General features: G+C 42.7%; 20 protein-coding genes and 1 pseudogene. 10 read left to right on the forward strand and 11 right to left on the reverse strand.

From position 1 onward, the window contains the following. On the reverse strand, nt 1–474 hold a 474-nt coding region (locus PLL47_RS11285; RefSeq protein WP_324446302.1), incomplete at its 3' end, for an undecaprenyl-diphosphatase. A gap of 343 nt (nt 475–817) precedes the next feature. Here PLL47_RS11285 and PLL47_RS11290 point away from each other — a divergent pair. Further along, nucleotides 818–1,138 (forward strand): DUF3303 domain-containing protein, encoded by a 321-nt coding sequence (locus tag PLL47_RS11290; RefSeq protein ID WP_324446303.1) that lies wholly within the window; start codon nt 818–820, stop codon nt 1,136–1,138. A gap of 45 nt (nt 1,139–1,183) precedes the next feature. On the opposite strand, the gene PLL47_RS11295 is transcribed toward PLL47_RS11290, so the two are convergent. The 3 genes from PLL47_RS11295 to hdrA2 all read right to left on the reverse strand — a co-directional run bounded on the left by PLL47_RS11295 (nt 1,184) and on the right by hdrA2 (nt 5,957). Next, nucleotides 1,184–1,696 (reverse strand): hypothetical protein, encoded by a 513-nt coding sequence (locus PLL47_RS11295; protein ID WP_324446304.1) that lies wholly within the window; start codon nt 1,694–1,696, stop codon nt 1,184–1,186. 386 nt (nt 1,697–2,082) lie between these two features. After that, nucleotides 2,083–3,576, reverse strand: coding sequence for a 4Fe-4S binding protein (locus tag PLL47_RS11300; protein WP_324446305.1), 1,494 nt, complete (start codon nt 3,574–3,576; stop codon nt 2,083–2,085). Then, nucleotides 3,573–5,957 (reverse strand): CoB-CoM heterodisulfide reductase HdrA2, encoded by a 2,385-nt coding sequence (hdrA2, locus tag PLL47_RS11305; protein ID WP_324446306.1) that lies wholly within the window; start codon nt 5,955–5,957, stop codon nt 3,573–3,575. Before hdrA2 ends, PLL47_RS11300 begins: the two co-directional genes overlap by 4 nt. 957 nt (nt 5,958–6,914) lie before the next feature. Here hdrA2 and PLL47_RS11310 point away from each other — a divergent pair. The 4 genes from PLL47_RS11310 to PLL47_RS11325 all read left to right on the forward strand — a co-directional run bounded on the left by PLL47_RS11310 (nt 6,915) and on the right by PLL47_RS11325 (nt 9,800). Continuing rightward, a complete protein-coding gene (locus PLL47_RS11310; protein WP_324446307.1) occupies nt 6,915–7,196 on the forward strand; it encodes a ferredoxin-thioredoxin reductase catalytic domain-containing protein in 282 nt (93 codons plus the stop codon). A 484-nt stretch (nt 7,197–7,680) separates the two neighbouring features. Beyond that, nucleotides 7,681–8,145, forward strand: a complete 465-nt coding sequence (locus tag PLL47_RS11315; protein WP_324446308.1) for a (Fe-S)-binding protein — start codon at nt 7,681–7,683, stop codon at nt 8,143–8,145. 9 nt (nt 8,146–8,154) lie between these two features. Further along, nucleotides 8,155–9,402, forward strand: coding sequence for a formylmethanofuran dehydrogenase subunit B (locus tag PLL47_RS11320; RefSeq protein WP_324446309.1), 1,248 nt, complete (start codon nt 8,155–8,157; stop codon nt 9,400–9,402). Continuing rightward, nucleotides 9,402–9,800 carry a molybdopterin dinucleotide binding domain-containing protein gene (locus PLL47_RS11325; protein WP_324446310.1) on the forward strand — a complete coding sequence of 133 codons (399 nt, stop codon included), beginning with the start codon at nt 9,402–9,404 and terminating at the stop codon, nt 9,798–9,800. The genes PLL47_RS11320 and PLL47_RS11325 overlap by 1 nt, the downstream gene beginning before the upstream one ends. Nucleotides 9,801–9,914: 114 nt before the next feature. Here the strand turns inward: PLL47_RS11325 and PLL47_RS11330 are convergent. Together PLL47_RS11330 and PLL47_RS11335 are read right to left on the reverse strand one after the other, a co-directional pair. Next, a pseudogene (locus PLL47_RS11330) lies at nt 9,915–10,261 on the reverse strand (transposase); the annotation flags it as partial. A 160-nt stretch (nt 10,262–10,421) separates the two neighbouring features. Next, nucleotides 10,422–11,045, reverse strand: coding sequence for a restriction endonuclease (locus tag PLL47_RS11335; protein ID WP_324446311.1), 624 nt, complete (start codon nt 11,043–11,045; stop codon nt 10,422–10,424). Between the two features lie 156 nt (nt 11,046–11,201). Between PLL47_RS11335 and PLL47_RS11340 the strand changes: the two genes are divergently transcribed. Beyond that, complete coding sequence (locus PLL47_RS11340) at nt 11,202–11,978, forward strand: DUF429 domain-containing protein (RefSeq protein ID WP_324446312.1); 777 nt, start codon at nt 11,202–11,204, stop codon at nt 11,976–11,978. A 102-nt stretch (nt 11,979–12,080) separates the two neighbouring features. Here PLL47_RS11340 and PLL47_RS11345 read toward each other — a convergent pair whose 3' ends face one another. Further along, nucleotides 12,081–12,929, reverse strand: coding sequence for a helix-turn-helix transcriptional regulator (locus PLL47_RS11345; RefSeq protein WP_324446313.1), 849 nt, complete (start codon nt 12,927–12,929; stop codon nt 12,081–12,083). 170 nt (nt 12,930–13,099) lie between these two features. Here PLL47_RS11345 and PLL47_RS11350 point away from each other — a divergent pair, with 170 nt between their 5' ends. After that, nucleotides 13,100–13,963 carry a formylglycine-generating enzyme family protein gene (locus PLL47_RS11350; RefSeq protein ID WP_324446314.1) on the forward strand — a complete coding sequence of 288 codons (864 nt, stop codon included), beginning with the start codon at nt 13,100–13,102 and terminating at the stop codon, nt 13,961–13,963. A gap of 133 nt (nt 13,964–14,096) precedes the next feature. Here PLL47_RS11350 and PLL47_RS11355 read toward each other — a convergent pair whose 3' ends face one another. The 4 genes from PLL47_RS11355 to purS form a co-directional block, all read right to left on the reverse strand. Next, entirely contained in the window at nt 14,097–15,707 is a 1,611-nt protein-coding gene (locus PLL47_RS11355; RefSeq protein ID WP_324446315.1) for a peptidase dimerization domain-containing protein, read from the reverse strand. Nucleotides 15,708–16,742: 1,035 nt separating this feature from the next. Beyond that, nucleotides 16,743–17,552: a right-handed parallel beta-helix repeat-containing protein gene (locus PLL47_RS11360; RefSeq protein ID WP_324446316.1), complete on the reverse strand. Its 810-nt coding sequence runs from the start codon at nt 17,550–17,552 to the stop codon at nt 16,743–16,745. A 391-nt stretch (nt 17,553–17,943) separates the two neighbouring features. Then, nucleotides 17,944–18,642, reverse strand: a complete 699-nt coding sequence (purQ, locus tag PLL47_RS11365) for a phosphoribosylformylglycinamidine synthase subunit PurQ (protein ID WP_324446317.1) — start codon at nt 18,640–18,642, stop codon at nt 17,944–17,946. An 83-nt stretch (nt 18,643–18,725) separates the two neighbouring features. After that, nucleotides 18,726–18,977: a phosphoribosylformylglycinamidine synthase subunit PurS gene (purS, locus tag PLL47_RS11370; RefSeq protein WP_324446318.1), complete on the reverse strand. Its 252-nt coding sequence runs from the start codon at nt 18,975–18,977 to the stop codon at nt 18,726–18,728. A 511-nt stretch (nt 18,978–19,488) separates the two neighbouring features. Here purS and PLL47_RS11375 point away from each other — a divergent pair. The 3 genes from PLL47_RS11375 (at nt 19,489) to PLL47_RS11385 (ending at nt 22,409) form a co-directional block, all read left to right on the forward strand. Beyond that, a complete protein-coding gene (locus PLL47_RS11375; protein WP_324446319.1) occupies nt 19,489–19,647 on the forward strand; it encodes a hypothetical protein in 159 nt (52 codons plus the stop codon). Between the two features lie 393 nt (nt 19,648–20,040). Continuing rightward, the gene (locus tag PLL47_RS11380; protein WP_324446320.1) at nt 20,041–21,507 is read left to right on the forward strand and encodes an asparagine synthase-related protein; all 1,467 of its coding nucleotides are present in this window, start codon (nt 20,041–20,043) and stop codon (nt 21,505–21,507) included. A gap of 113 nt (nt 21,508–21,620) precedes the next feature. Then, nucleotides 21,621–22,409 (forward strand): ATP-binding protein, encoded by a 789-nt coding sequence (locus PLL47_RS11385; RefSeq protein WP_324446321.1) that lies wholly within the window; start codon nt 21,621–21,623, stop codon nt 22,407–22,409. Nucleotides 22,410–22,511: the final 102 nt, after the last annotated feature.

The following is a 22,511-nucleotide window of genomic DNA, read 5'->3' on the forward strand; positions in this document are numbered from 1 at the left end:
CGGAATCAGATAATCTTTCAGGGCAAGTAATATCCCTACCGAAAGTGATGCAACAAGCAGGGAACCGGCCATGTCCATAGGGAAATGCAGCCCGGAATAGACTCTCGCAAGTCCGCTGACGAATGCAAGAACCAAAAATACCGCACCGCTCTGCCTCAGATCTCTGAACGTCAGAAGCATAAGAGATACAGCAAACATTATGGTAGCATGGTCAGATGGAAAAGAAGATTCGGCGGCATGTGCTATAAGAAGTGTGCCTGTGGGAATCATGAAAGGTCTCGGGTGAAAGTAAAAGAGATTAATAATGAAATTTGTTCCAAGGCCTAGAAGGGCTGCATATCCGGAAAACAGCACTTCCTGCCGATATTCATTTTTTGCAAGCCATGTATATGCAAGGTAGATACAAAAAACATAAATGAGATAATTTGCTGCAAATATCATCGCTGTATCGAGAGCAGAATTTTTTCCAGCCATATCATTTATGATATGAAACAATGTAAGATTGGGGTCCGTTATCATAAAGCTCACTTTTAAGCATACAGGTTTAACTTACATTATTTTATCTCATTATTTGACTTTTGGTTGTCCAGATATATTCCTGATTTTTCAACATGACGGTTCCTGTAATAATCTGAACATTCTTGAGCTCCCTTTTTCCTTAAGCAGATTCCGATTCAGCCGCTTTAGGAATAAAACATGAAAATTATTTAGATATTGGTATTACTTTTTAAAAAAATTAGTCCTAAATACAAAATCGATATGTCTATATATGATATCCAATACAGATTAAATATATAAATCCTATCTTAGATATGGAATGAAAAACATGCTTTTGTTGGATATAACAACATTTGAGCTTGAAAACAGTGCAAAGATATTTAAACGATGGGATCAGGTCGAAAGTAAAGGTTTTCCTGATGGGCTGAAAGTCGTTAGCCAGTGGTTTGACGCCGGAGGAGGGCGCATAATCACCGTCTATGAAGTGGAATCCATTAAAGATTATGTGGCTTTCAATTTCTCATTCACCGATCTGTGCCATGTTGAAGTTTTCCCTGTTGTAGGGGCTGAAGAATTTAAAAAATTCGCCTCGAAGTGCGTAGAAAGTTTAAATGCAAAGAATTCTCCTGCAGATACGTAATTTTGTTCGGTTCCATTTCTGTTTTTGTGTTTCAGATAATAAAGATTATACAGTACTTTTCAACACCAGACTTTCTTTTTTTCCATCAATTTCCAGCGTAACTTTTACCGTACCGTCTTCCCAAAGTCCGGGCCCTCCACGGCGGTGGATATGAACTGTCCTGTACGGAGAGCAGATGGAATTTATAGTATGTTTGAACACGGCTTTCTGCTCTTCTAACGAGCCTCCTTCAGAACGAGATTTTACCACCCAGTTACAGTCCTTGCAGTCTAAAGTAACATTTCCATATCCGCCTATTGAACCTGCATTATAAGAGTAGTTAAACTGTTTCTCGGAGGAACATCCAGATGTGTTACATTTGTAAGTTATAATAAGCCTGCTCTCTTCCCTCCCGTAATAATGGGTTTTGCGGTCTGCAGTCATGAAAATATGTGTTTCATTTAAAAGATATCTTGCTTTCCAGTTCTCACTTTCGCCTTCAAGCGTGTCATTATAAAAGTAAACTTTTTTCTCAGTTATCAGCAAATGTGCGGAGCAGACAGCAGGCAGTATCAGCATGAGGATAACACCTGATAAAAGGAGACTGAGTGCTTTCTTGCTTACTTTTATTTTAAAGCCTCCTGATTGCCAGAAAATTCTTACTTTCAGACTTTCTATTTAATTTATGTATGCCTATAAAATACTTTGTTGTACAAATCCTGCAGTTTTTAACCCGTTTTTGACTTCAATTTCTCAAACCTTCTCAACAAAAGCGAAGTGCAGTTGTTTTGACAGTGTTATCAGTCAGGTTGTCAGCTAAGTTTACAGGCTCCTGTCAAATTGCAGAAAATAAAAAAGGCTCCCGGGAAAGAAAGTAATTTCTCTTCCCGGTAGAATATATTCGGGCTCTTGATACTGTCTGATATGTATTGAACCTTATACTGCTCCAGATTTTTCCTCTATTTTCAGCCTTCAATTTTCTTTTTAACCGCCGCAACAGCATTTTCCGGAGAATCGGTTTCCCAGAGCTTCCTGACCTTTGCGCTCTTAAGAGCAGGCATAAGTGAATCTATTTTTGCCTGCACAGCTGCAAGTGCCTCTTCATCCATACACGGAGGCTCTATTCCCATAAACTTCTGAGCTTTCAGGGTTTCCGTCTCCCTGAAAACTGCACGGTCAACCCCTTTCCTGACCCCGGTTTTCAGGGACTCGATTGCATCCTTCCACTGGGTAGCCCAGGGGGTATCCGGAATGTCGGTGTGGTGGACGTCAGTTCTTTCTACTTTTATGGCTGCAAGGTGGCAGGCTTTCACGCAGGCTCCGCAGTACATGCAGAAGTCTTCGGCAAAAGCTATCTTTCGCGGGTCTTCAGGGTCTGTCGGCACATACCAGAGTTCTGAGGGGCAGACATTAAAACAGCCGCGGCATCCCTGAGGGTCGCATTCTTTAAGGTTAAGCTCAATAAGGCTCAGTTTCCCTTCCATGGGCTTCTGCAGGTCAACCGCCTCATAGGGGCAGACAGCCTTGCAGCGGGCACACTGGGTGCATTTCAGGTTATCAACCTTTACTTTTCCTTCCACCTTTGGGGCTTCGCAGGGGCGTTCCCCTTTGACCTTAATTGCTTCTTCCGGGCAGATGTCCTGGCAGAGTACACAGTAGTCACATTTGTCCGTATCAACAAGTATCTGCTCAAAAGGCACCGGGTTTTCAGGTGTGGGTTCACGTTCAAGCAGGAGAATCGCATCACAGAATTTAGCACAGATCCCGCAGAAGTTGCATTTTTCAGTGTCAATTTCAATTTCACCTTCCGCACCTTCTTTAAAGGGAGCTATCTCTTCTTTTTTCGGGAAAGTGAATTCGACCTCTATTGCATCCTGAGGACAGGCTCCTTCACAGAGGGCGCAGGGCAGGCATTTTTCGTTAATATTTACATAAGCATCGTACTTTGGATACTGTTTTTCATCAGGAACCTCTCCAACGGCTTCAAAAGAAATTGCATGCACAGGACAGAGGTTTGAACACATCCTGCAGAAAGTGCATTTCTCAAGGTCCATCATTACAGCAGGGGCATCAAGACCTGTCGCAATCTCATGTAAAGGCCCCATTTCAAGGGCTTTTGTGGGGCAGATTTCCGCACATATCCCGCAGCCGTTGCAGCGCTTGTAATCATAATCGAGAGTTTTGAGGGATTTCTCGGTTGCCTGTGTGTAGAGGAAATGTGTTCCCTGAATGTCCATGCTGGTTGTAACCGTGATCTTTTCCTGTTCCTCGCCCTCGCTGCTTTCGGAAACTGCAGCTTCCGGCTCTTCCAGTTCGAAATCCTCAGATTCAGGTTCAGAGGCTTCGGGTTCAGGTTCTTCATTTCCTCCGGCTCCGCAGCACCCGCTGCATATATGAGTTTCCTGATCCGGGCATTTTTCGGGAGATTCGCCCGGATATTCTGGAAGTTTTTCGCTCACTGTGCCGCCTCCTCGACTCCTGTTCCTGTGGTACATTCCTTCCTGAACTCACTCCCTATAGGCCCTATTTCTTCGAGTTCCTTTACAAACTCGGTGATTGTATTTGAGAAGCGTTCTCCCTCGGCAGCCGAGATCCAGAGGGTCCTGAGCCTTTTCGGATCAAGCCCTATTTCCTTTAGGACTTCTTTTAAGACGTCCATGCGCTTTTTCGCATCAAAGTTTCCGTGGATATAATGGCACTCGTCCATCCTGCAGCCTGCAACGAGCACTCCATCAGCCCCTCCTTTAAGTGCTTCAAGCACGAATTCCGGGTTTACTCTTGCAGAACACATGGTGCGAACTACCCTGATATTTGTCGGGTAATGGATCCTTGACATCCCTGTAAGGTCTGCGCAGGCATAACTGCACCAGTTGCAGAGGAAAGCCACAATAAAGGGGCTCTGGGACTTGTGAGCTGTTGCAGCTCTGACCTGTGCAAGGATCTGCTCATTTTCAAAGTTCCGCATCTGGATTGCACCGACAGGGCATGCGGCACTGCAGTCCCCGCAGCCGTAACATGAAACTTCGTCCACGACAGCCTTTTTATTTTCAATTTTTATCTTTCCGAACTTGCAGACTTCCACACATGTCCTGCAGCCTATGCATTTTTCAGGGTCAACATGAGCCCCCATGGGATCGGCTTCAAGCTCTCCGGTCCCGAGGAGCTGCATAACTTTGGAGGCACAGGCGCTGCCCTGAGCTATGGAGACCTGGATTTCTTTGGGCCCCGAGGCACAGCCTGCGAGGAAGACCCCGCTTACCGGAGCATCAACAGGACGCATTTTCGGGTGTGCGCTTGCAAAAAAGCGGTCAGGACGCCTGGCAAGATTAAGCATCCTGCCAATTCCTTCTGCGGCTTTGCTTGGTTCGTAGCCAGTGGAAAGCACGACAAGGTCATGAGCTTCTTCTTCAACTCTGGACTCAAGGGTATTTTCGTAACGGACAACCGGCCTTCCGTCTTCACCTGCATAAATTTCGGCAACCTTTCCGCGGATAAAGTCAACACCCATTCCCTGTGTCCTTGCATAATATTCTTCGTACATCTCTCCGGCAGCCCGGATATCTATGTAATGAATTGTAATATCAGTATCAGGATAGCGTTCCTTGATCATCTGGGAATTTTTAAGGGCTGCCATACAGCAGACTCTTGAACAGTGCTCGTTGCCTACGGTTTTGTCCCTTGACCCTACACACTGGATAAATGCAACACTCTTTGGGGGCTTGCCTGTAGAAGGCACAAGGACTCTCCCGCCTGTGGGTCCTGCAGAGTTCAGCATCCTTTCAAGCTGCATATTCGTTATGACATCAGGATACTTTCCAAACCCATACTCCTTTTTCCTGGAAGCGTCAAAGAGCTGGTAACCTGTTGAAACGATTACGGCTCCTGCTTCGAACTCTATTTCTTCAGGTTTCTGTTCGTAGTCAACAGCCTCTGCAGGGCATGCCTGCTGGCAGAGCCCGCAGCCCACACAGTGGTCAGGGTCTATGAGCACGACCTGCGGGACAGACTGGGGAATTGGCATGTAGATTGCACGGGTCTTTCCAATCCCGTAATTCATGGGATTTTCGATTTCTACAGGGCAGACCCCGGCGCAGAGGTCAACGCAGCCCTTGCATTTGTCTTCAAGAACGAACCTGAGTTTGCGTTTGACTTTGACGTGGAATTTTCCGACAGACCCTGAGATATCGGTGACTTCGGAATATGTGTAAAGAGTAATGTTCGGATGGTTCTGGACCTCCGTCATTTTGGGGGCAAGCACGCAGATAGAACAGTCGTTTGTCGGGAATACCTCGTTCATAAGGGCCATTTTGCCCCCTATTGTAGATTCCCTTTCTACCATGGTTACGGGAAAGCCGGCTTCTGCGAGGTTTAATGCGGCTTCGATTCCTGCAACTCCCCCGCCTATGATAAGAACATTTCTGCTGGCTTTTGAGCTTGTCGCACTTAATTCTCTGAGGAAACGGGCTTTTGCAACTCCCATCCTTATAAGGTCAAAAGCCTTCTGGGTCGCCATCTGGGGGTCATCCGCATGCACCCAGGAACACTGCTCCCTTATGTTTACCATTTCCATGAGGTAAGGGTTGAGGTCGGCTTTTTCCATGACATGCCTGAAGGTTTTTTCGTGCAGCCGGGGGGAACAGGCAGCTACCACGACCCTGTCAATTTTATTATCTTTTATGTCCTTAATGATGCCTTCCTGTCCGGAATCGGAACATAGAAACTGTACTTCCCGGGCAAGCACCACATCTTCCAGTTCACCTGCCATTTCTTCAAGGGCTGAAACATCAATTACTCCCGCAATATTCAGTCCGCAATGGCAAATGTAGACTCCGATTCGCATGCTTGTTTACTCCTTGTCTATAGGTTAAACTTTCAAAATCCTCAATTATATTTGAAAATAGTACCAATTTATGATGAATTAATGATCTTCTGCACCCTTTTGCAGAAAAAGCAACGTATTACATATCTCTCTGGTCCAGAGAATTGTTATACGACCGGAAAAGCTTTTCACCTGGCTTTTCAGAAACTGTGGATTTGTGTTTATAAATCTCAATATAAATTTTCTCTCAAACAGGATAAATACGTAGCCGTTTTGTACAAAAACAAAAACTTTATTTGTAGAAGTTTTCGAAACCCCTGTCCGATGCCTTACAAAGAGAATTAAGAAGCAACAGTTTTTTAGTAATTTTTCCCAGGGTTTTCCGGATAATTTCAGACATAATTAGCACATTAATTATATATAATATGTATTATTTATATCTCTACTATTATAAATCATATCTATTTCAACTTTATGATTCCTGTTAAACAAAGACTAACCAGATTCAGGTTAATCACATCTGGATTTAGTTCCTATAAAATTTGACAGAGGATGGAGCTCATCACCTGACATTCATGTTCAAGAAAATAATATTAAACCTCTGATCTTATATTTCTCTCAATAACATGAGATAAACGGATTATTCATAAATTAGAATATCTATCCTGTGATCTCAACAGGAACGGGGAGCAGAGCTTAACAGTTATTATATCAGATCACCAATTGATTTTATAGTTTGAGAACTTAACTCGTAATCGATCAATCAGTGTCCAATCTCTAATATTAACCTCTCATTAGCTCTCATGTATGCGGGAGTTCCTGGGGCATGAGTTAAAATAGTTCTTAAGGTGTTTAAAGAGTTAAAAACATCTGAAGCAATAAAAAGGATAAAATTCTCCTGCCTGGTAATTACATTTCCGCGTACGCCATCTCACGAATAACCATCATCACTCTTATAAAAACAGGAGGGAAATCCACATGAGTGAACATAATGAATTAAAAAATAAGATGTATGAATGGACAGAAAAATACGCAAACAAGGCAGGATACAGGCTTAATCCGGACAAAGAAGCTCTGGACTATGTCCTTGACGGGCTTGCTTCAAGAGTAGAAAAGTTCGGAAGGCGATACTGTCCTTGCAGAATAGTAACAGGGGACGAGAAAGAGGATAAAAAGATAATCTGTCCCTGCATCTATCACAAGGATGAAATTGAAAAAGACGGAAACTGTCACTGTGAACTCTTCTTTAGACCTTCCTGATCCGACCTGTTCTGCCCTGAAAGCAAGTTTAAAACCAAATTGGTGAAGGCAGGAGAGGGCAATAGATAAATATTTTTGCCCTCTTCAAGCAGCTCTATCTTTTCGCTGACGCCAGAGTATTGTTTTTCAGTCTGCAGAAGGTCAAAACCTTACTGTGAATGCGAGCCAGGTTTCGGGAGGCTGTAAACACTGTAAATTGAAATTAACATTGAGAATTAAAAAGCAATAGTTTAAGGTGGATTACATTCATTTCTTTATCTGTATCTATTAACATTGTTTCAGTTACCTTAAACACTTAATAATCTTAAACAGCGTTTCCTTTAAACCGGATATTTTCCATCAGGAAATTTTCGGTTAACCTTATGACTGTATAGATGACTGATAGATATTAATCAGCCTGTACAGACATCACTGACCTTACAGGCATTAACCTGCCCTTTCTTTAATTAGCTCAATGATAAATTTGACTCAGGGGTGACCTGGAATGACAAATGCAATGGAACTCTATCAGATGCTCCCTAAGACTAACTGCAAAAAATGTGGGAAAGCCTCCTGTATGGCGTTTGCAGTTGCCCTTATGGCCCGCGAGCTGACACCTGAGGACTGCCCCCCACTGAAAGAGGAAGCAAAATATAAAGAAAACTACGAAAAAATCAGAGGCCTCTTCAAGCCGTCGGAAGGAGCAACCGAAACAGGGCTTATAGTGCACGAAGACCTCTGCTTTGGTTGCGGAAACTGTGTCGTTGCCTGCCCTCCCAATGTAGCGAACGACCCCTATGGGGTGGGCTCGGGAAATGCCCCCAGAAATGTTGGTAAGCTGGTCCTGACAGTAGAAGATGGAATTGTCAAAGCCCAGAACCTGGGAGAGTGCCGCAGATTCGGGAAGAATAAGATCCTCTGCAACGGCTGTATAGTGACCTGCCCTGTCGAGGCAATCGAGTTTGTGTGAGGCGAGAGGATGGCTGAGAAAAATTATTACGTATGCACAGGCTGCGGAATGCTCTGTGACGATATTGAAGTCGAGTCTGAAAAAAACAAAGTAAATAAAGTCTACACCGCCTGCAGGGTAGGCGTAGCCCACATGAAAGACGGAAAGGAAAGCGCAGCTTTTATGGTCGACAACAAACCCGTAGATGAAGCAACTGCAATCAAAGAGGCTGCATCTATCCTTAAGAATGCAAAAAATCCTCTGATTTTCGGGCTTGGGACTTCTACCAGTGAGACCCAGAAACTTGCAATCGAACTTGCAAGGAAAACAAGTGCAACTCTTGATGATACTTCTTCGTTTTGCCTTGGGAAGGTGATTGAAGCTCTCCTTAACAACAAATTTAAGGTCTGTACTCTTGACGATGTAAGGAATAAAGCCGATGTTACTATTTTCTGGGGGGCAGACCCTTCAGACTCTCACCCGCGCCACCTTTCTAAACACTCCTATTTCCCCAGAGGAACTGAAAAGCAGCGGGGCTGGGAAGAAGAGAGAACTGCAATTTGCATAGACGTCCGGAAATCACATACAGCAAAGATCTGCGGTAACTATTTCTTCCAGATACCGCCGGCAGGGGATGCCGAGTTCATTGATGCCCTGATGGCAGCGCTTGCCGGAAAACTCCCGAAAACCTCCTACAACTTCCCCCCTAAAAGAATTCTTGAGCTGGCAAATATCCTCAAAGGGGCAAAGTTTGGCGTAGTTTTTGTAGGGCTCGGCCTGATCTATTCTCTGGAAAACCTGGAACCCCTTATTCGGCTGATGAACGCCCTTAACGAAAAATCAAATTTCCACCTTGTGCCCATGGTGGGACATTACAACATGAGGGGCTTTAACGAAAACCTCTTTGAGGAAACAGGGTACGTAAACAGCGTAAAATTCGAAGAAGGGACTGTAAAGCACGGGCCAGAATATTCAATCGTTGAATCCCTTAAAGCAAAGGCAGTTGATGCAGCACTTGTAATTGGTTCTGACCCGCTTTCAAGCCTCCCCAGGTCTATTTCAAAGAATCTGCTAGAGATTCCAACGATCGTAATCGATCCATGTGAAACCCTTACTTCCAGAAAAGCAAAAGTGTGTATCAACACCGCAATCAGCGGAGTGGAATCCGGAGGAAGTGCCACGCGTATGGATGGGGTGAAGGTGGAATTCAAACCTGTTATTGAGACAAAACGCCCTTCGGATGAAGCAGTTCTTAAAAAGATAATGGAGGCTCTCTGATGGATTTCGGATCATTTCTTAAAGCCCCTGAAATAAAGGTAAGGGTCGTAACCTACAGGGATATTTTCCAGGACAAAGCCATGATCGAAAACCGTTTCGGGGAAGAGTACAGGAACCGCTCTGCAGTGATAAAAATGGACCCTGGCGACCTCAATCAGTTGGGCGTGAAAAAAGGCGAAACCGTAATCCTGAAAAACTCTTTCGGGACGGTTGTGGTTAAAGCAGAGGAGTCCGGATACGAGCCCTCCCACAAAGGCATTGCGTATATGCCGAACAGCCCGTGGTCCAATATGCTGGTCTCAGACGAAACAGGCGGTACAGGAGTACCAAAGTTCAAAGATATCTCCGTGACTGTTACCAGCGCTAAAGGGCAGAAAGTAACTGAAATAGGGCTTTGACTTCCAGGATTTCGAATATTTTTTGAAAAGCTTACAGAAGTCGATTAAGTATTAAAAAGAAACCTTAAAAACGGAAAAATTTATTTGGCATGAAAGTAGATGAGGATATCTTCCTCACATACTCTCTTTTTTCTCTTTCCCCATAACTGCAAATATTCCGCTAATTATTGATATCCGTTCATCAACCGAGAATATCTCGGTTTCCACAATCTTCCTCTTTTGAACTTCTCCTTTTTCATATCCTGTTTCATCTTCGTACATCTCATCCTTTTTAATAAGATGCCATATTATCGTTGCAATCTTCCTTGCCAGAGCAATAATCGTCTTTGCATATCCAATCGACTTCTTTTTCCTGTTAAAAACTCTTTTAACCTGCTATTCTTCTTTCTTGCTGCAGCCTGAGCAATCTGAGTCAGAATCCACCTTGCTACTTTTGATCCTCTCTTAGTGATTCTTCCGTTGATGGCAATTCATTGGTTAGTTTTTTGACGGCTTCACAGAACCAAAGAAAAGACAACGTCCCTGTCCAAAAATAATGATGGAGCTCTATTATCAAAAAAGGTAAGGAAAAAACACTTTCATTCTTTGGGCATGTTATTCGAAGAATATCATGTGCGTTTTTTATTTTTCTTTCAATATCTTTTCCATTTCCTCTGCTATTTTTCGTACTTCAGGAATCTCATCGGTTTCAGCCAGCCTGTTCACAAGTTCAAGCATTCTCTCTTTCATCAGATCAAGGTCTTCAATAGCAAAAGAAAGTTCTCCGATAAGGGCTTCCAGGTTTTTTGTTCCAGTAAGAGCAGAAAGCTTTTTAAGATCCGTTTTTATCTGGGAAAGAGTTTCAGGAGAATTGAGATCAACATCATATTCTTCTTCAAATTCGTCTTTGGAGATTGTTTTAAGCCACCTTACTTTTCTGATATGGCTGATAAAGTTGCTGAGCTGCCTGTATTCATAATTCCCGCTAATCTTTCCGATCAGAATCTCGTTTCTGGTCTTGAAGGGAACTGCCACAAGGTCTCCTTTTTCTATTTTCGTAATGAAAGAGCAGATCTCCTCAGCCCAGGTTTCGGAAAGCTCTTCTCTCATGCCCGGATATTTTTCAAGTATGAGTTTCTTTACCTGCTCTTTATTTTTGCCGGAGAAATCCGGAAGCTCAGCCCAGCCAATAGTAACAACGTTGTCCTCCAGAATTCTTTCTTCGTCCTCTAAAGTGCCTGCGGATTTAAGCAACCAGAATTTCATAATCCATCTCCAATTTTCAGTTTCTTCGGATCTGTATAATAGCCATCAATCCCATATTCGTATATCCTGTTGTTAATTAATGGTTTCCCGCAGCTGTGATCCAGTCAGGATCTCTACAGGAAAAACTCTATTAGGTTTATACTCCCAGATACAGGTATGGGCAAAAAGGTCTTTGTAGGGGTTGACGGCTGCAGAGCAGGCTGGTTTGCAGTATTTCTGAAAGAAGAAAACGAAAATGGCTTCAGATGGGAAGTTGCCCTCTTTCCCGAATTCTCATTCCTGATTGATTTTCTTGAAAATAAGTGCAGCCAAGCAGAGCCCCTCATCCTTATTGATATCCCCATTGGCTTAAAAAACGGCGGAACAGGAGAACGGCTTTCGGACAAAGGAGCAAGGGAAATTCTGAAATCCCGAAAATCCAGCATCTTCCCTGTTCCCTGCAGGGAAGCGGTTTATGCGGAAACCTATAAAAAGGCATGTGAGATCAATAAAAGGCTCACAGGAAAGAGCATCTCAAAGCAGGCATGGAACATAGTCCCTAAAATCCGGGATGTAGACCGTTTTCTGGCAAAAAACAAACGTTACAGGGAAAAGGTCAGGGAGGTGGGTCCGGAAATCTGTTTTCAGGCTTTTACAGGTTTTTCCATGAAATACTCCAAAAAGAAAGTTGAGGGTTTTCTGGAAAGGAAAGAGGCCCTGAAAAATGCAAATGCCTGCAAGTTTGTAGATGAAATAATTGAATACTCCCTTTCAAAATACAGAAGAAAAGACCTTGCAAAAGATGATATACTTGATGCTCTTGCAGCTGCACTCACTGCGGAGCAGGGTAGCAAACAAGGGTTTGTTTATGTGCCCGACGAACCCGAAATAGATAGCAGAGGGTTGAAAATCCAGATGATATACTTTAGCTCTTTGCGGCTCGGAATCCATTAACAGCTAAAAATGAGGAACTGGTTTGTCTCGTCTCCGGAGTAAAATTACTTACCTGAGCCTGCGTCTCCTGATCCACAGCATACCCTATTGCGCATTAACACTTTAATCCGTATTTATAGAACGATTGCTGCAGACAGACTGACGGCCAGCCATAACCTGGAAAAATGTTTTTGCTTCTACTGGTTCGGCTACTTTCATGCAGTGCCAGAAAAGTTCTCTTCCCCAGTTTAAGGCTCTTTCCTCGGTGGATATCAGAAGCTGGTCCCTCAATTTACCGTCATTTTCGGGGAGTTTGAGCGAAAGGAACCTGTCAGTTACAACAATTGAAGGGATAGAGGAAGGCTTCTGGCAGACAAATATTTTCGAATTTTCATTTTTTGACAGCCTTTCAGCTTCATCAGGAAAACTGGAAAATAGGCGCACTATAACGTTTTCGGTCATACAGAGTGTAACTCGGGTCCCTTTTTCTGCAAGATCTGCGTAGAGGGAAGGAGATTCCGGATGGAAGTAAGATACTAAGGTAAGAACCTCTTTTGAACTCAGGATATTGTCCATGAAAGATTTTGGAGTTTCAAGCATGTGTTCTACATCAGGCTCAAGCAGTTCGCAATGCCCAAGTTCATCAATTCTCTCCAGAAGGAAATCAGGAATTTGAGTAAGGTCACGCGTCTTCCAGTAATCATTGTTGACTTCAAAGACCTCAATTGCACTCAGGAAAGGTTTCAGGTTTTCAACTATTATATTACCAATTTCAGACAACCTGTAGACTTTCTTATCCTCAATCAACAGTTGAGCATCTTTCATTTTTTGTATATGAGGCTGGATCGAACCGGCATCCACATTGAGAAGTTCCTTGATTGTATCAATATCTCTCGGCTCCTCTCTGAGAAGAAGTAAAAGCTCTTTTCTCCTTTCAGAAAAGAAGATAAGATTGATAAGTGACTGTCTCATCTGCTCACATCCAGTTTCCTTTTTTACTTCTAGAATAATGCCCTAAAAACCTTTTGATTTTTGAGCGTAATAACTCTTTTTATATAATACTTCATTAAATTAGCAAATACTCTGACGGATTATAGCATACAATAGATATAAATCGAAAATTCTGGAATGAATAAGTAGAGATGAACATAAAGACTGGAATCTATGGAAAAAATAATAATTCAGCCGGAAAAAGGAAATCACCCAGCATATTAAATGAGATCAGGCCTAAAAGTTCGGTAGAGAATATGATTGAAAATCCAGTTCACGCCAGCAATCCTGTCACTTTGGTCAGAAACTCAATAGGGATGGAATTTATTCTGGTGCCTGCAGGAGATTTCGAAATGGGCTCTCCATCGAATGAAAAACGAAGAAAGCTCTGGGAAAGCCCTGTGCACAGAGTAACCATTAAAAAACCCTTTTACCTTGGCAGGTATCCGGTTACCCAGGAACAGTGGAGTAAAGTTATGGGAAATAATCCCTCATATTTCAGGGGTGAAAAGCGCCCTGTTGAAACGGTTTCCTGGGAAGATGTTCAGGTATTTATCCAGAAACTTAACACCCTTGAAAAGACTAGCGAAGAAAGCTCAGCCTACCGGCTCCCCACAGAAGCCGAATGGGAATATGCAGCAAGGGCAGGAACCACAGGCAGCTACTTTTTCGGCGATGACGAATCGAAACTCAAAGAATATGCCTGGTTTCTCGAGAACTCCGGGCTTGAAACTCATCCTGCTGGCCTGAAAAAGCCCAACCCCTGGGGGTTTTATGATATTTGCGGAAACGTGGGGGAATGGGTGCAGGACGAGTACCACATCAGCTACAAAGGGGCACCTTCAGACGGCAGAGCATGGGAAAGCCTTTTCCCCAGTGTATCTGTGCCAGTAAGGATAAGGAGGGGAGGAGGCTGGAACGGAAACGCAGGCTGCTGCAGGTCTGCTGAACGGCTTTTTGCGGCGCAGGATAAGAAGCTAAACAGCCTGGGGTTCAGGGTTGTTAAAGAGCTTTGATTATCTGAAACAGACCCTGAGAACCTTTTATGCCCATGAAACCGTTGTCCCTGTTAAGAATCTCGAAATTTGAAAAAAATAAGAAGCTGCTGAATGCAGTGCTCAGGCTTCTTATTGAAGATCCTCCTATATTTTAAAAAAGGCTCTGAATAATTCTGCTTACTGCCTGATAGAATCTCCCTACTGTGTCCGCCTTAAGGCGTTCTCCTCCTGTATGGGGGTTTACTATAGTGGGTCCTATAGAAATACAGTCTATCTTCCCTTCGTATTTTTCCACAATATAGCTGCATTCGAGGCCTGCATGGATTACGGTTTCTACATAGCCTTCAGGGTATATTGCCCTGTACACATTACCTGCTTTTTGAAGTAACTCAGAATCGTCATTTGGCTGCCAGACCGGATAGGGGTCACAGTTAGATACATTGTACCTGTAGAATTTCCCTATATTTTCCTGGATCTGAATAAGGGCTTCCATTGAATCGCTGTTGGAACTGCGGTTTAAGGCAAAAATCACTACCTTGCCGTTATTTAGTTCAGCCGGCTCAATAGCTGCCAGGTTACTTGAGATCTCCACAATATCAGGTCTGCCTGGAATCATGTTGATGACGCCGTGTGGTATCTGCCGAAGTAAACAAAGAAGTTCATCTGTCGATGCTTCATCAAGAGGGGACTGGACAGAGCTTACTTCTATAACCTTCCAGCAGAAATTATCCTCCTCGGGCTGAGCCTGTGCCTTTAAAGCCTCGCAATATGCGTCAAAATCAGCTTTAAAATCAGAATTATCGGCTCTTTGAACGGCTATTCTTGCTTTAACCCAGGTAGGAATTTTGTTTATGGTGGGTATTTTTCTCTTGCCTTCTTTTATTTCTTCAATTTCATTCTCTTCTACTGAATTTATTGAAATCAGACGCAGGTCATAACTTTTGATGCCTTCCCCCGTAACATCAAGCTTTGTGAGCCGTTTATTGAGCCGGATGAGGGCTTCGGTAAGAACCTTTATAGCATTAAGCCTTCCATTGTTGATGTTAACCCCTGAATGCCCCCCACGAAGCCCTGAGATAGATAATTCCAGGGTAATGAAGTCTTCAGTAAGAGGTAATAAAGTAACATTTCCCTCGTACTTGACTGTGCGTCCTCCTGCACTTCCGTAAATAATGGTATTTGCAACTTCAGCGTCAAGATTTATGTACTTTCTGCCGATCAGGATACTTTTGTCAAAATTTGCAGCCCCGCCCATATCGGTTTCTTCCTGAACAGTAAAAAAACACTCAACCGGATAATCTTTGATGTTTTCGTCTTCCAGAATGGCCAGTATGGTGGCTACACCAATTCCGTCATCTGCACCCAGGGTAGTACCTTTTTCTGGGTCCGTGATGCTTGCCGTATCTCCAGCTTTTATCCACTTAGCCCCTTCGTTGTCAAGATAGCCAAATACACTTAATGGGAAAATTTTCTTCCTGGGAGTACACACCATATCCGTATGCGCCTGAAGGGTGACATAAGGAGCACTGGCATAATCCCCTGAACCCTTTCTGCGAAGGACAATTACTCTTTTTCCGGGATCTTCAGCTTCTGGCTCGTAATAAACTACTTCTACACCGTCTATTTTTTCGGCACACTCTATAATATATTCACGAACCTCGTTCTCCTCACCTGAAGGATGATATAATGTTGTTAGTTTTATAAAATGGTCATGCACTGCCTCTGGCTCAAAAGAGTCATCCAGTATTTCTATATCTGACATGTACATCTTACTCCTGAATATTTTTCGAGAAATTTTACATAATTGCTGTGTTTATTTCGATATCAGTTCTGTAATTTTTTGATAATAACTCCAGCAAGAGTATTTGATGCAACTCACACACAAAAAACTAAAAATCAGCAGCATAAAAGTATATTCAAAACCTCACATTTTAGATATTTTGGCTTTTTATGCGACAGAATCATGCTTAACCGTGTAAGTATTATAAGAAAATATGCTGTCCCGTTATAAAATACTTTTTACTCTTTGGATATCTTTAGTAACTGCGCTCCACAAAATAGAAAATTTAACTTTCTATTCTTATTCAGCACCCCTGACCCCTGCCCGTTTTTCTCAGGCGGGGGCAAAAAAGAGTTTAAGGTGCTTTCGACGATTCAGGAGGCGATTAAAATTTGTGTCTGTCGGGTAGAGACACTCATCTATACTACCATCTGGTATTTAACACTTTTGTTATAACTCTTGCTACTTGATATGAAGAGAAATTATTATAGTCTTACGTAAATATAATCACAAATTTTTTTGAAGATCAAAGAAGCCAGAACCCCTGATTCTTGTAAAACAGGAACAGTAAAACATAACAACTTTCAGAGAGGCAAAAATATTTGAAAAAACTAAGTAGTATACGGTCTTCGGGGAAAATGGCAGAGTGATGAAATAGCAAAAGCTCCCTACAGGACCTGGCATGATCCGGCAGAACCTGAAGAAACAAGAGAAAAAGCCTCAAAGAATCCAAAAATCGTGGAGAAGAAAGTCCCGAATGCACGAAAGATCCTGAAATTGAAAACTTTATGAAGGCTTACCAGGATCTTCCTGAAATGCCGTTCTGGGATTTCCTTCCTTATCTGCAATTGTTCTTATCTTCTTTCAGTTAACTCAATGTTTGGTTAACTCAATGATCAGGGGTACCTGTATGTATATACCCATTTAGACTTTGTAACGTCCTTATAGACATAAGGTTTCCCATTAGATACAACAGCCTCGTTCACGTTATTGTTCACTCATGTTCCCGGGGTTATTTTATGAAGAGGCTTTATTTACTACAGGCATATAATCTGTGCTTCCTGTGGTCTCATTGATGACGAATGGAGTATCTCCGATACCATCTCCGTTAGCATCTTGTCCTGTGTATTTACTCCACACATTGCCTGCCGAGCTGCTATTCCATATGTTAGTCCCTTCGTCCAGAGCATCAAGGAAATTCAAAAATACGTTTTGATAGATAGTGTTGTTGGAGGATTTACTAAGGTATAGCCCAATCCCATTCCCGCACAGGAGATTATTAATCATATTGTTGTATTCTGAATCGACAAGAATAATCCCACTGGATCCGAGACCTACAAGGTTATTATTAATGTAGTTGCGCTGAGAATTATTGAGAGCAATACCGACGTCATTCACCGCCAGAGTATTGTTGACTAATGAGCAATTATCTGCCCCATAAAGATAAATCCCGACTTCAGACAAGCCTCCACTGGAAGGGCCTCCTGAGATATAGAACCCGGATATTGTCACGTTGCTTGCATTAACGGAAAAAACGTCGTCATTCGAAACCGCGCCCAGTACATATGTGCGGTTAATCTGGTCTTCGGATCCAGATTTTGAGATAATTGAAATTTCTTTATCCACTTTTATGTTTTCTTTATAAACACCCGGACTTACAAGAATCGTATCCCCATTCTGTGCATTATTGACAGCTTCCTGGATAGAAGTGTAGCTTTCTCCTCCATTGGAATCTACAGTAATAACCGCAGCGCTTGCAGTGGTTGTGACTATTCCAAGTATGAGGAGGAAGACTGCTAAAGCATTCAGAATTAATTTCCCATTCATGAACCAATACTCCCTTTAATTGATTAAATTCTCCATACCGAAAAAATAAATACTGTTTTTATTATGACTCGTAAGAATATAATCTAAAGTAATAAAAAGATTTGGAAATATATATTCTGAAAAATAATCTGAACTTTCGTTTACTCTTCTCTTCAAACAAATCCTTTCATATCTGGAAAATCGGTTGAATGAGAAGATTTAAGGATCTAAAAAGCTCGAAAAGCCAGATCCAACAATCAGTAAAACTGGTCGAGGAAAGTTAAATATTAAAGAAAAAAACTGAAGTAAAATAAACAGAATAAAATAAAAGAATAGAAAGAATAAACTATTATTAAAAATGAAAGGATCTTTTAATTAAAAAATAAAAGAACTTAAAAATGAGTGAAGCGGATTAGAAGTTTTCTGTAATGTAATCCGCCATGGATTCAAAAACCCGCCGGCCGTCATCAGAACCGAGGATCGACTCCGAAGCCCTTTCAGGGTGAGGCATGAGTCCAAGAACATTTCTTGAAGCATTCACTATTCCTGCGATGTTTTCCAGAGAACCGTTGGGATTGGCTTTATCCGTTGGCCTCCCTTTTTCGTCAACATAACGGAAAACAACCCTCTCGTTTTCATCAAGCTCTGCAAGAGTCTGTTCTTCAGCATAGAATTTGCCTTCCATATGGGCAATTGGCAGCCTTATAACCTCGCCTTTCCTGAACTTCGAGGTAAATGGGGTATTTGCTGTTTCCACTCTCAGGCTGGTCCAGTGGCATCTGAACTTGGGATATTCATTTGTTGTAAGAGCCCCTTCGAGAAGCCTCGCTTCAGTCAGGATCTGAAAACCATTGCAGATCCCGAGAACAGGTTTTCCTTCGGCTGCTATTTTTTTCACGGAATCCATAATAGGGGTCCGGGCTGCAATTGCTCCTGCCCTGAGGTAATCTCCATAAGAAAAGCCGCCTGGAACAACAACTCCGTCAAAGCCCGTCAGGCTTTCCTCTTTGTACCAGACAGTTTCGGCATCCACACCAACCACGTCTTTAAGAACATGAAGGACATCCATGTCGCAGTTTGTGCCTCCGAACTGAATAATGGCAATCTTCATCTTTTTCCCTCAATCTTCCTTCAAATTTTTAAGCATTTAGCTTTCTGGATTTACTCTTCAATCCTTTATTTCCTCAGAGAGCCTCAGTCGAATTCCTTAAGCTCAATAGTGTAGTTGTGGATGATTGGGTTTGCGATAAGTTTCTGACACATCTCATCAACTTTCTGCTTTGCAACCTCGGCAGATTCGGCTTCGAGCACGATTTCATACAGTTTTGCAGTCTTTACGCTTTCGACTGCATATCCAAGGTGTCCGAGTGCCCTCCTAGCTGTGGTGCCTTCAGGGTCAAGCATGCCTGCCTTCTGTTCAATTCTTACTGTTGCCTGGTACTGCATCTTTGTAAGCCTCAATTTTGAATCTTTAAATTAGAATCTTTAATTTATCGGATTATTAACGTCTTTTCGGTAGCCCGAATGCGGTATATGATGAAAGATCAGCAAACTTAAAGGTAATCAATTACCGGTCTGCACCATAATAATTATAGATGCTTAAAAACGTTGCGTATATTGGAGGACACAGATAAAAAACTTCCTTCATAAAGAGCAAAATTACAGTTAAAGCCCTTTAAAATTAAAACCTACTTTTGTCCTTTAAACCTCTTTTTATCCTGAATTTTTCATAATCTCATTTGAATTTATAAAAGATATGATTATAATTATAGAACATATTTGGAAAGTTTTAAATGTATAAAAGCCCAATTATAAATTGGGTGAAATACTGAACTTCAATGAACTGGATAGTTGGGACAATAAACAGGACAGCCTTGAATAGGATCTGCACCTTACCAGGCAGCTTGTTCTCTGCAAACATGGAGTTCTGAGAGGCAGCAATTGCTGCAGGGATTACATGCCTAAAAATGACCTGTACACCACACGCTGCTGCTGCCTTTACTGCACTCACTCCGTCTGGATAGGGGATGAAAAAAGCGCAAGGAATCCCTTTGCTGCACTTCAGGGAGATCCTGTGTTCGCCGTAGAAGTAGTCAGGGAGCAAACTCCCGGATAAAAAGAGGAGACAGGAAATAGAGAATAAAAGAAAAACAGGAACAAAATACACTTCTTTATTTATTTTCATCACATTTTCAAGCGTTTTTTCGGTTTATTTCTTCTTTTATCCATTTTGACAGGCAGGCTCCGGCCCCGCGCGGCACAGGGAGAGAAAATATTGATCCTGGACTCCGCCGGATAGAGCAACTATTAATCAGACCAATTACTGAGAAACAACAGTATTTTAAATCGCTTTTTCATTCTACACTGACAGTATCTTTTTCAGAACCTGTTTTCCCTGCCTGGAAGAGACTTTTTTCAGTTCTATGATGCGTTGCCGGAAGATTGCAAAATAATAAATACAGGATGGAGTTGTGTATACGGACAGAAAGGACAGAAAAAAGGTGCAATCATGTGCGGAATAGCAGGAATGTTCGGAACTCCTGACAGTGACAAGGAAGTAAAGAAAATGCTTGCAGCTCTGGGACACAGGGGGCCTGATGCCTGTGGAATCCATACTGAAGGAGACCTGAGCATAGGAAACACCCTGCTAAAAATAACAGGAGATATGCCCCAGCCTCTTACAGGAACAGGGTCCCTCGTACTTAATGGAGAGATATACAATTTCCGGGAACTTGCATCTGAAATAGGGATTAACACCGATTCAGATACCGAACTGCTTTTTACACTTATCGAAAACGGGGTAAAGAAAGATATCACCCCGATAAACGCAGTATTTTCCGCCCTTTCGAAAGTAAACGGAGATTATGCTCTTGCATATGCCTGTGGAACAGAACTGGTACTTGCCAGGGACCCGTCCGGAGTAAAGCCTCTCTTTTACTGTTCTGGAAATATGGAGAAGCCGGAGTTAGCTTTTGCATCCGAAAAAAAAGCCCTCTCAGGGAGGGGCAGAGAAGCAAAACCTTTCCCTCAGGGAGGGGTTATTGGCTTCAATACCGAAACCGGGAAAACAGCACAAAAAATTGCGGAAAAGTCCCTTAAAATAAAATCTCCTGAAAAGAGAATTTCCGCGGAAAAAGAAGCCGTAATTTACCTGAAGGCGGCTCTTGAAAATGCTGTAAAACTCAGGCTTACCCCTTCTTCAGGAATCGCATTCTCTGGAGGGATTGACAGCACCTTTTTGGCAGCCCTTGCAAAGCAGATAGATCCCCATATTACCCTTTACGCGGTCGGGCTTCCGGATTCCCATGACATTGCCCAGGCAGAGTATGCAGCCGAAGCCATAGACATGAAAAGAAACCTGAAAGTCCATTTTCTTTCGCCTGAAGAGATAGAAGCCGCAGTCCCCAGAGTAATTTACGCAGCCGAATCTACGGACCCGATGAAGGTTTCAATAGGGCTTCCTCTTTACATAGTTGCAAAAACTGCAAGAGAAGATGGAAAAAGAGTCCTTCTCACCGGGCAGGGGGCAGACGAACTCTTTGGAGGGTACAGCAGGCACGAAGGGTTTTTCGAGCAGGGTCCCGAAGTGCTTGATAAGGAGATTCACTCAGACCTAGAGAACATCTCAACAATCAACCTTGAAAGAGATGATATGGTTACAATGGCCAATTCCGTGGAACTCAGGGTGCCTTTTCTGGACAAAGAAGTAATAAAAACCGGGCTTGCGATAAGTCCTGAACTTAAAGTCGTAAAAAAAGACGGCTCATATACACGAAAATATATCCTAAGGAAAGCGGCTGATGACCTTCTCCCGCCGAAAATTCTCTGGAAAGAGAAAAAAGCAATGCAGTACGGTACAGGGGTTCAGAAAGTACTCGATGAGCTTGCCAGGGAATCGGGTTTTTCCAAAAAGCAGGGAAATCATATCGAAAAATACCTTAAGCATATTGCTCTTGAAAACGGGTTCGGTTTATAAAAAGGAAAAAACACAAAAGGCAAAACCAGATCAAATCAATAAGTATAAACAGTTTGATGTTTATATCCGGGTAAAAAAATATTCTATATAATTTATAATCAGTTTCAGGGGGAATTCAAATAAAAATAGCAATCACCGGAAAAGGCGGCGTTGGAAAGACTACTCTATCAGGCACTCTGGCAAGACTGCTTGCAAGGGATGGATACGAAGTTCTGGCAATAGATGCAGACCCTGACATGAACCTTGCATCTTCTCTGGGTATAGAAAATCCCCCAAAACCCCTTGCTGATTTCAAAGACCTTATCCAGGAAAGGGCAGGCGCTGAAGGCGGAGCTTTTATCTATAACCCGAAAGTCGACGACATTGCAGGCAAATACGGGGTAATAGGGCCCGATGGAGTCCGGATGCTTGTCATGGGCACCGTGGATAAAGGAGGGAGCGGATGCATGTGCCCGGCTTCAGCTTTCCTCAGGGCTCTTCTCAGACACCTCATGCTCAAGGAAAAGAGTGCTGTTATCCTGGACATGGAAGCCGGAATAGAACACCTGGGAAGGGGTACCACACGCGGGATGGACCTGATGGTTGTTGTGGTAGAGCCGGGAGCAAGGTCCCTTGAAACAGCCGAGAGGATAAAAAAGCTCTCTTCCGAGATAGGGATAAAACATATTGCTGCTGTAATTAACAAAGGAGGCGCCGGAAAGGTAAATGACAGGCTTGAAGAGCTTGGCATCCCGGTACTCGGGGAAATTCCTTTTGATGAGCAGTTAATGAAGGCTGACCTGGAAAAAAGAGCTCCTATTGATGCAGGAGGTGAGGCTGTCAACGCCATCGTGAAAATCAAAGAAAAACTTATGGAAACCGTTGAAGAGATCAGAAAAGAAAACGAGAAGAGTAAAAAGTAAAGGCTGGAAACAGCCTGTACTCTTTTTAGTTTTGTTTTTTGTGTTCTATTTTTGATTCCTGATTTTTGATTCCTGATTTTTGATTCCTGATTTTTGATTCCT

It is taken from the genome of Methanosarcina sp., from assembly GCF_035390745.1.
Classification (GTDB): Archaea; Halobacteriota; Methanosarcinia; order Methanosarcinales; family Methanosarcinaceae; genus Methanosarcina.

Excerpts from the sequence above, each read along its gene's own strand:
- PLL47_RS11335 (WP_324446311.1), bottom strand. The coding sequence starts at position 11,045 with ATGAAATTCTGGTTGCTTAAATCCGCAGGCACTTTAGAGGACGAAGAA.
- PLL47_RS11315 (WP_324446308.1), top strand. The coding sequence starts at position 7,681 with ATGACAAATGCAATGGAACTCTATCAGATGCTCCCTAAGACTAACTGC.
- PLL47_RS11310 (WP_324446307.1), top strand. The coding sequence starts at position 6,915 with ATGAGTGAACATAATGAATTAAAAAATAAGATGTATGAATGGACAGAA.
- PLL47_RS11290 (WP_324446303.1), top strand. The coding sequence starts at position 818 with ATGAAAAACATGCTTTTGTTGGATATAACAACATTTGAGCTTGAAAAC.
- PLL47_RS11350 (WP_324446314.1), top strand. The coding sequence starts at position 13,100 with ATGAACATAAAGACTGGAATCTATGGAAAAAATAATAATTCAGCCGGA.
- PLL47_RS11295 (WP_324446304.1), bottom strand. The coding sequence starts at position 1,696 with ATGCTGATACTGCCTGCTGTCTGCTCCGCACATTTGCTGATAACTGAG.
- PLL47_RS11375 (WP_324446319.1), top strand. The coding sequence starts at position 19,489 with ATGCCTAAAAATGACCTGTACACCACACGCTGCTGCTGCCTTTACTGC.
- PLL47_RS11345 (WP_324446313.1), bottom strand. The coding sequence starts at position 12,929 with ATGAGACAGTCACTTATCAATCTTATCTTCTTTTCTGAAAGGAGAAAA.
- PLL47_RS11360 (WP_324446316.1), bottom strand. The coding sequence starts at position 17,552 with ATGAATGGGAAATTAATTCTGAATGCTTTAGCAGTCTTCCTCCTCATA.
- hdrA2 (WP_324446306.1), bottom strand. The coding sequence starts at position 5,957 with ATGCGAATCGGAGTCTACATTTGCCATTGCGGACTGAATATTGCGGGA.
- PLL47_RS11355 (WP_324446315.1), bottom strand. The coding sequence starts at position 15,707 with ATGTCAGATATAGAAATACTGGATGACTCTTTTGAGCCAGAGGCAGTG.
- PLL47_RS11380 (WP_324446320.1), top strand. The coding sequence starts at position 20,041 with ATGTGCGGAATAGCAGGAATGTTCGGAACTCCTGACAGTGACAAGGAA.
- purQ (WP_324446317.1), bottom strand. The coding sequence starts at position 18,642 with ATGAAGATTGCCATTATTCAGTTCGGAGGCACAAACTGCGACATGGAT.
- purS (WP_324446318.1), bottom strand. The coding sequence starts at position 18,977 with ATGCAGTACCAGGCAACAGTAAGAATTGAACAGAAGGCAGGCATGCTT.
- PLL47_RS11325 (WP_324446310.1), top strand. The coding sequence starts at position 9,402 with ATGGATTTCGGATCATTTCTTAAAGCCCCTGAAATAAAGGTAAGGGTC.
- PLL47_RS11320 (WP_324446309.1), top strand. The coding sequence starts at position 8,155 with ATGGCTGAGAAAAATTATTACGTATGCACAGGCTGCGGAATGCTCTGT.
- PLL47_RS11340 (WP_324446312.1), top strand. The coding sequence starts at position 11,202 with ATGGGCAAAAAGGTCTTTGTAGGGGTTGACGGCTGCAGAGCAGGCTGG.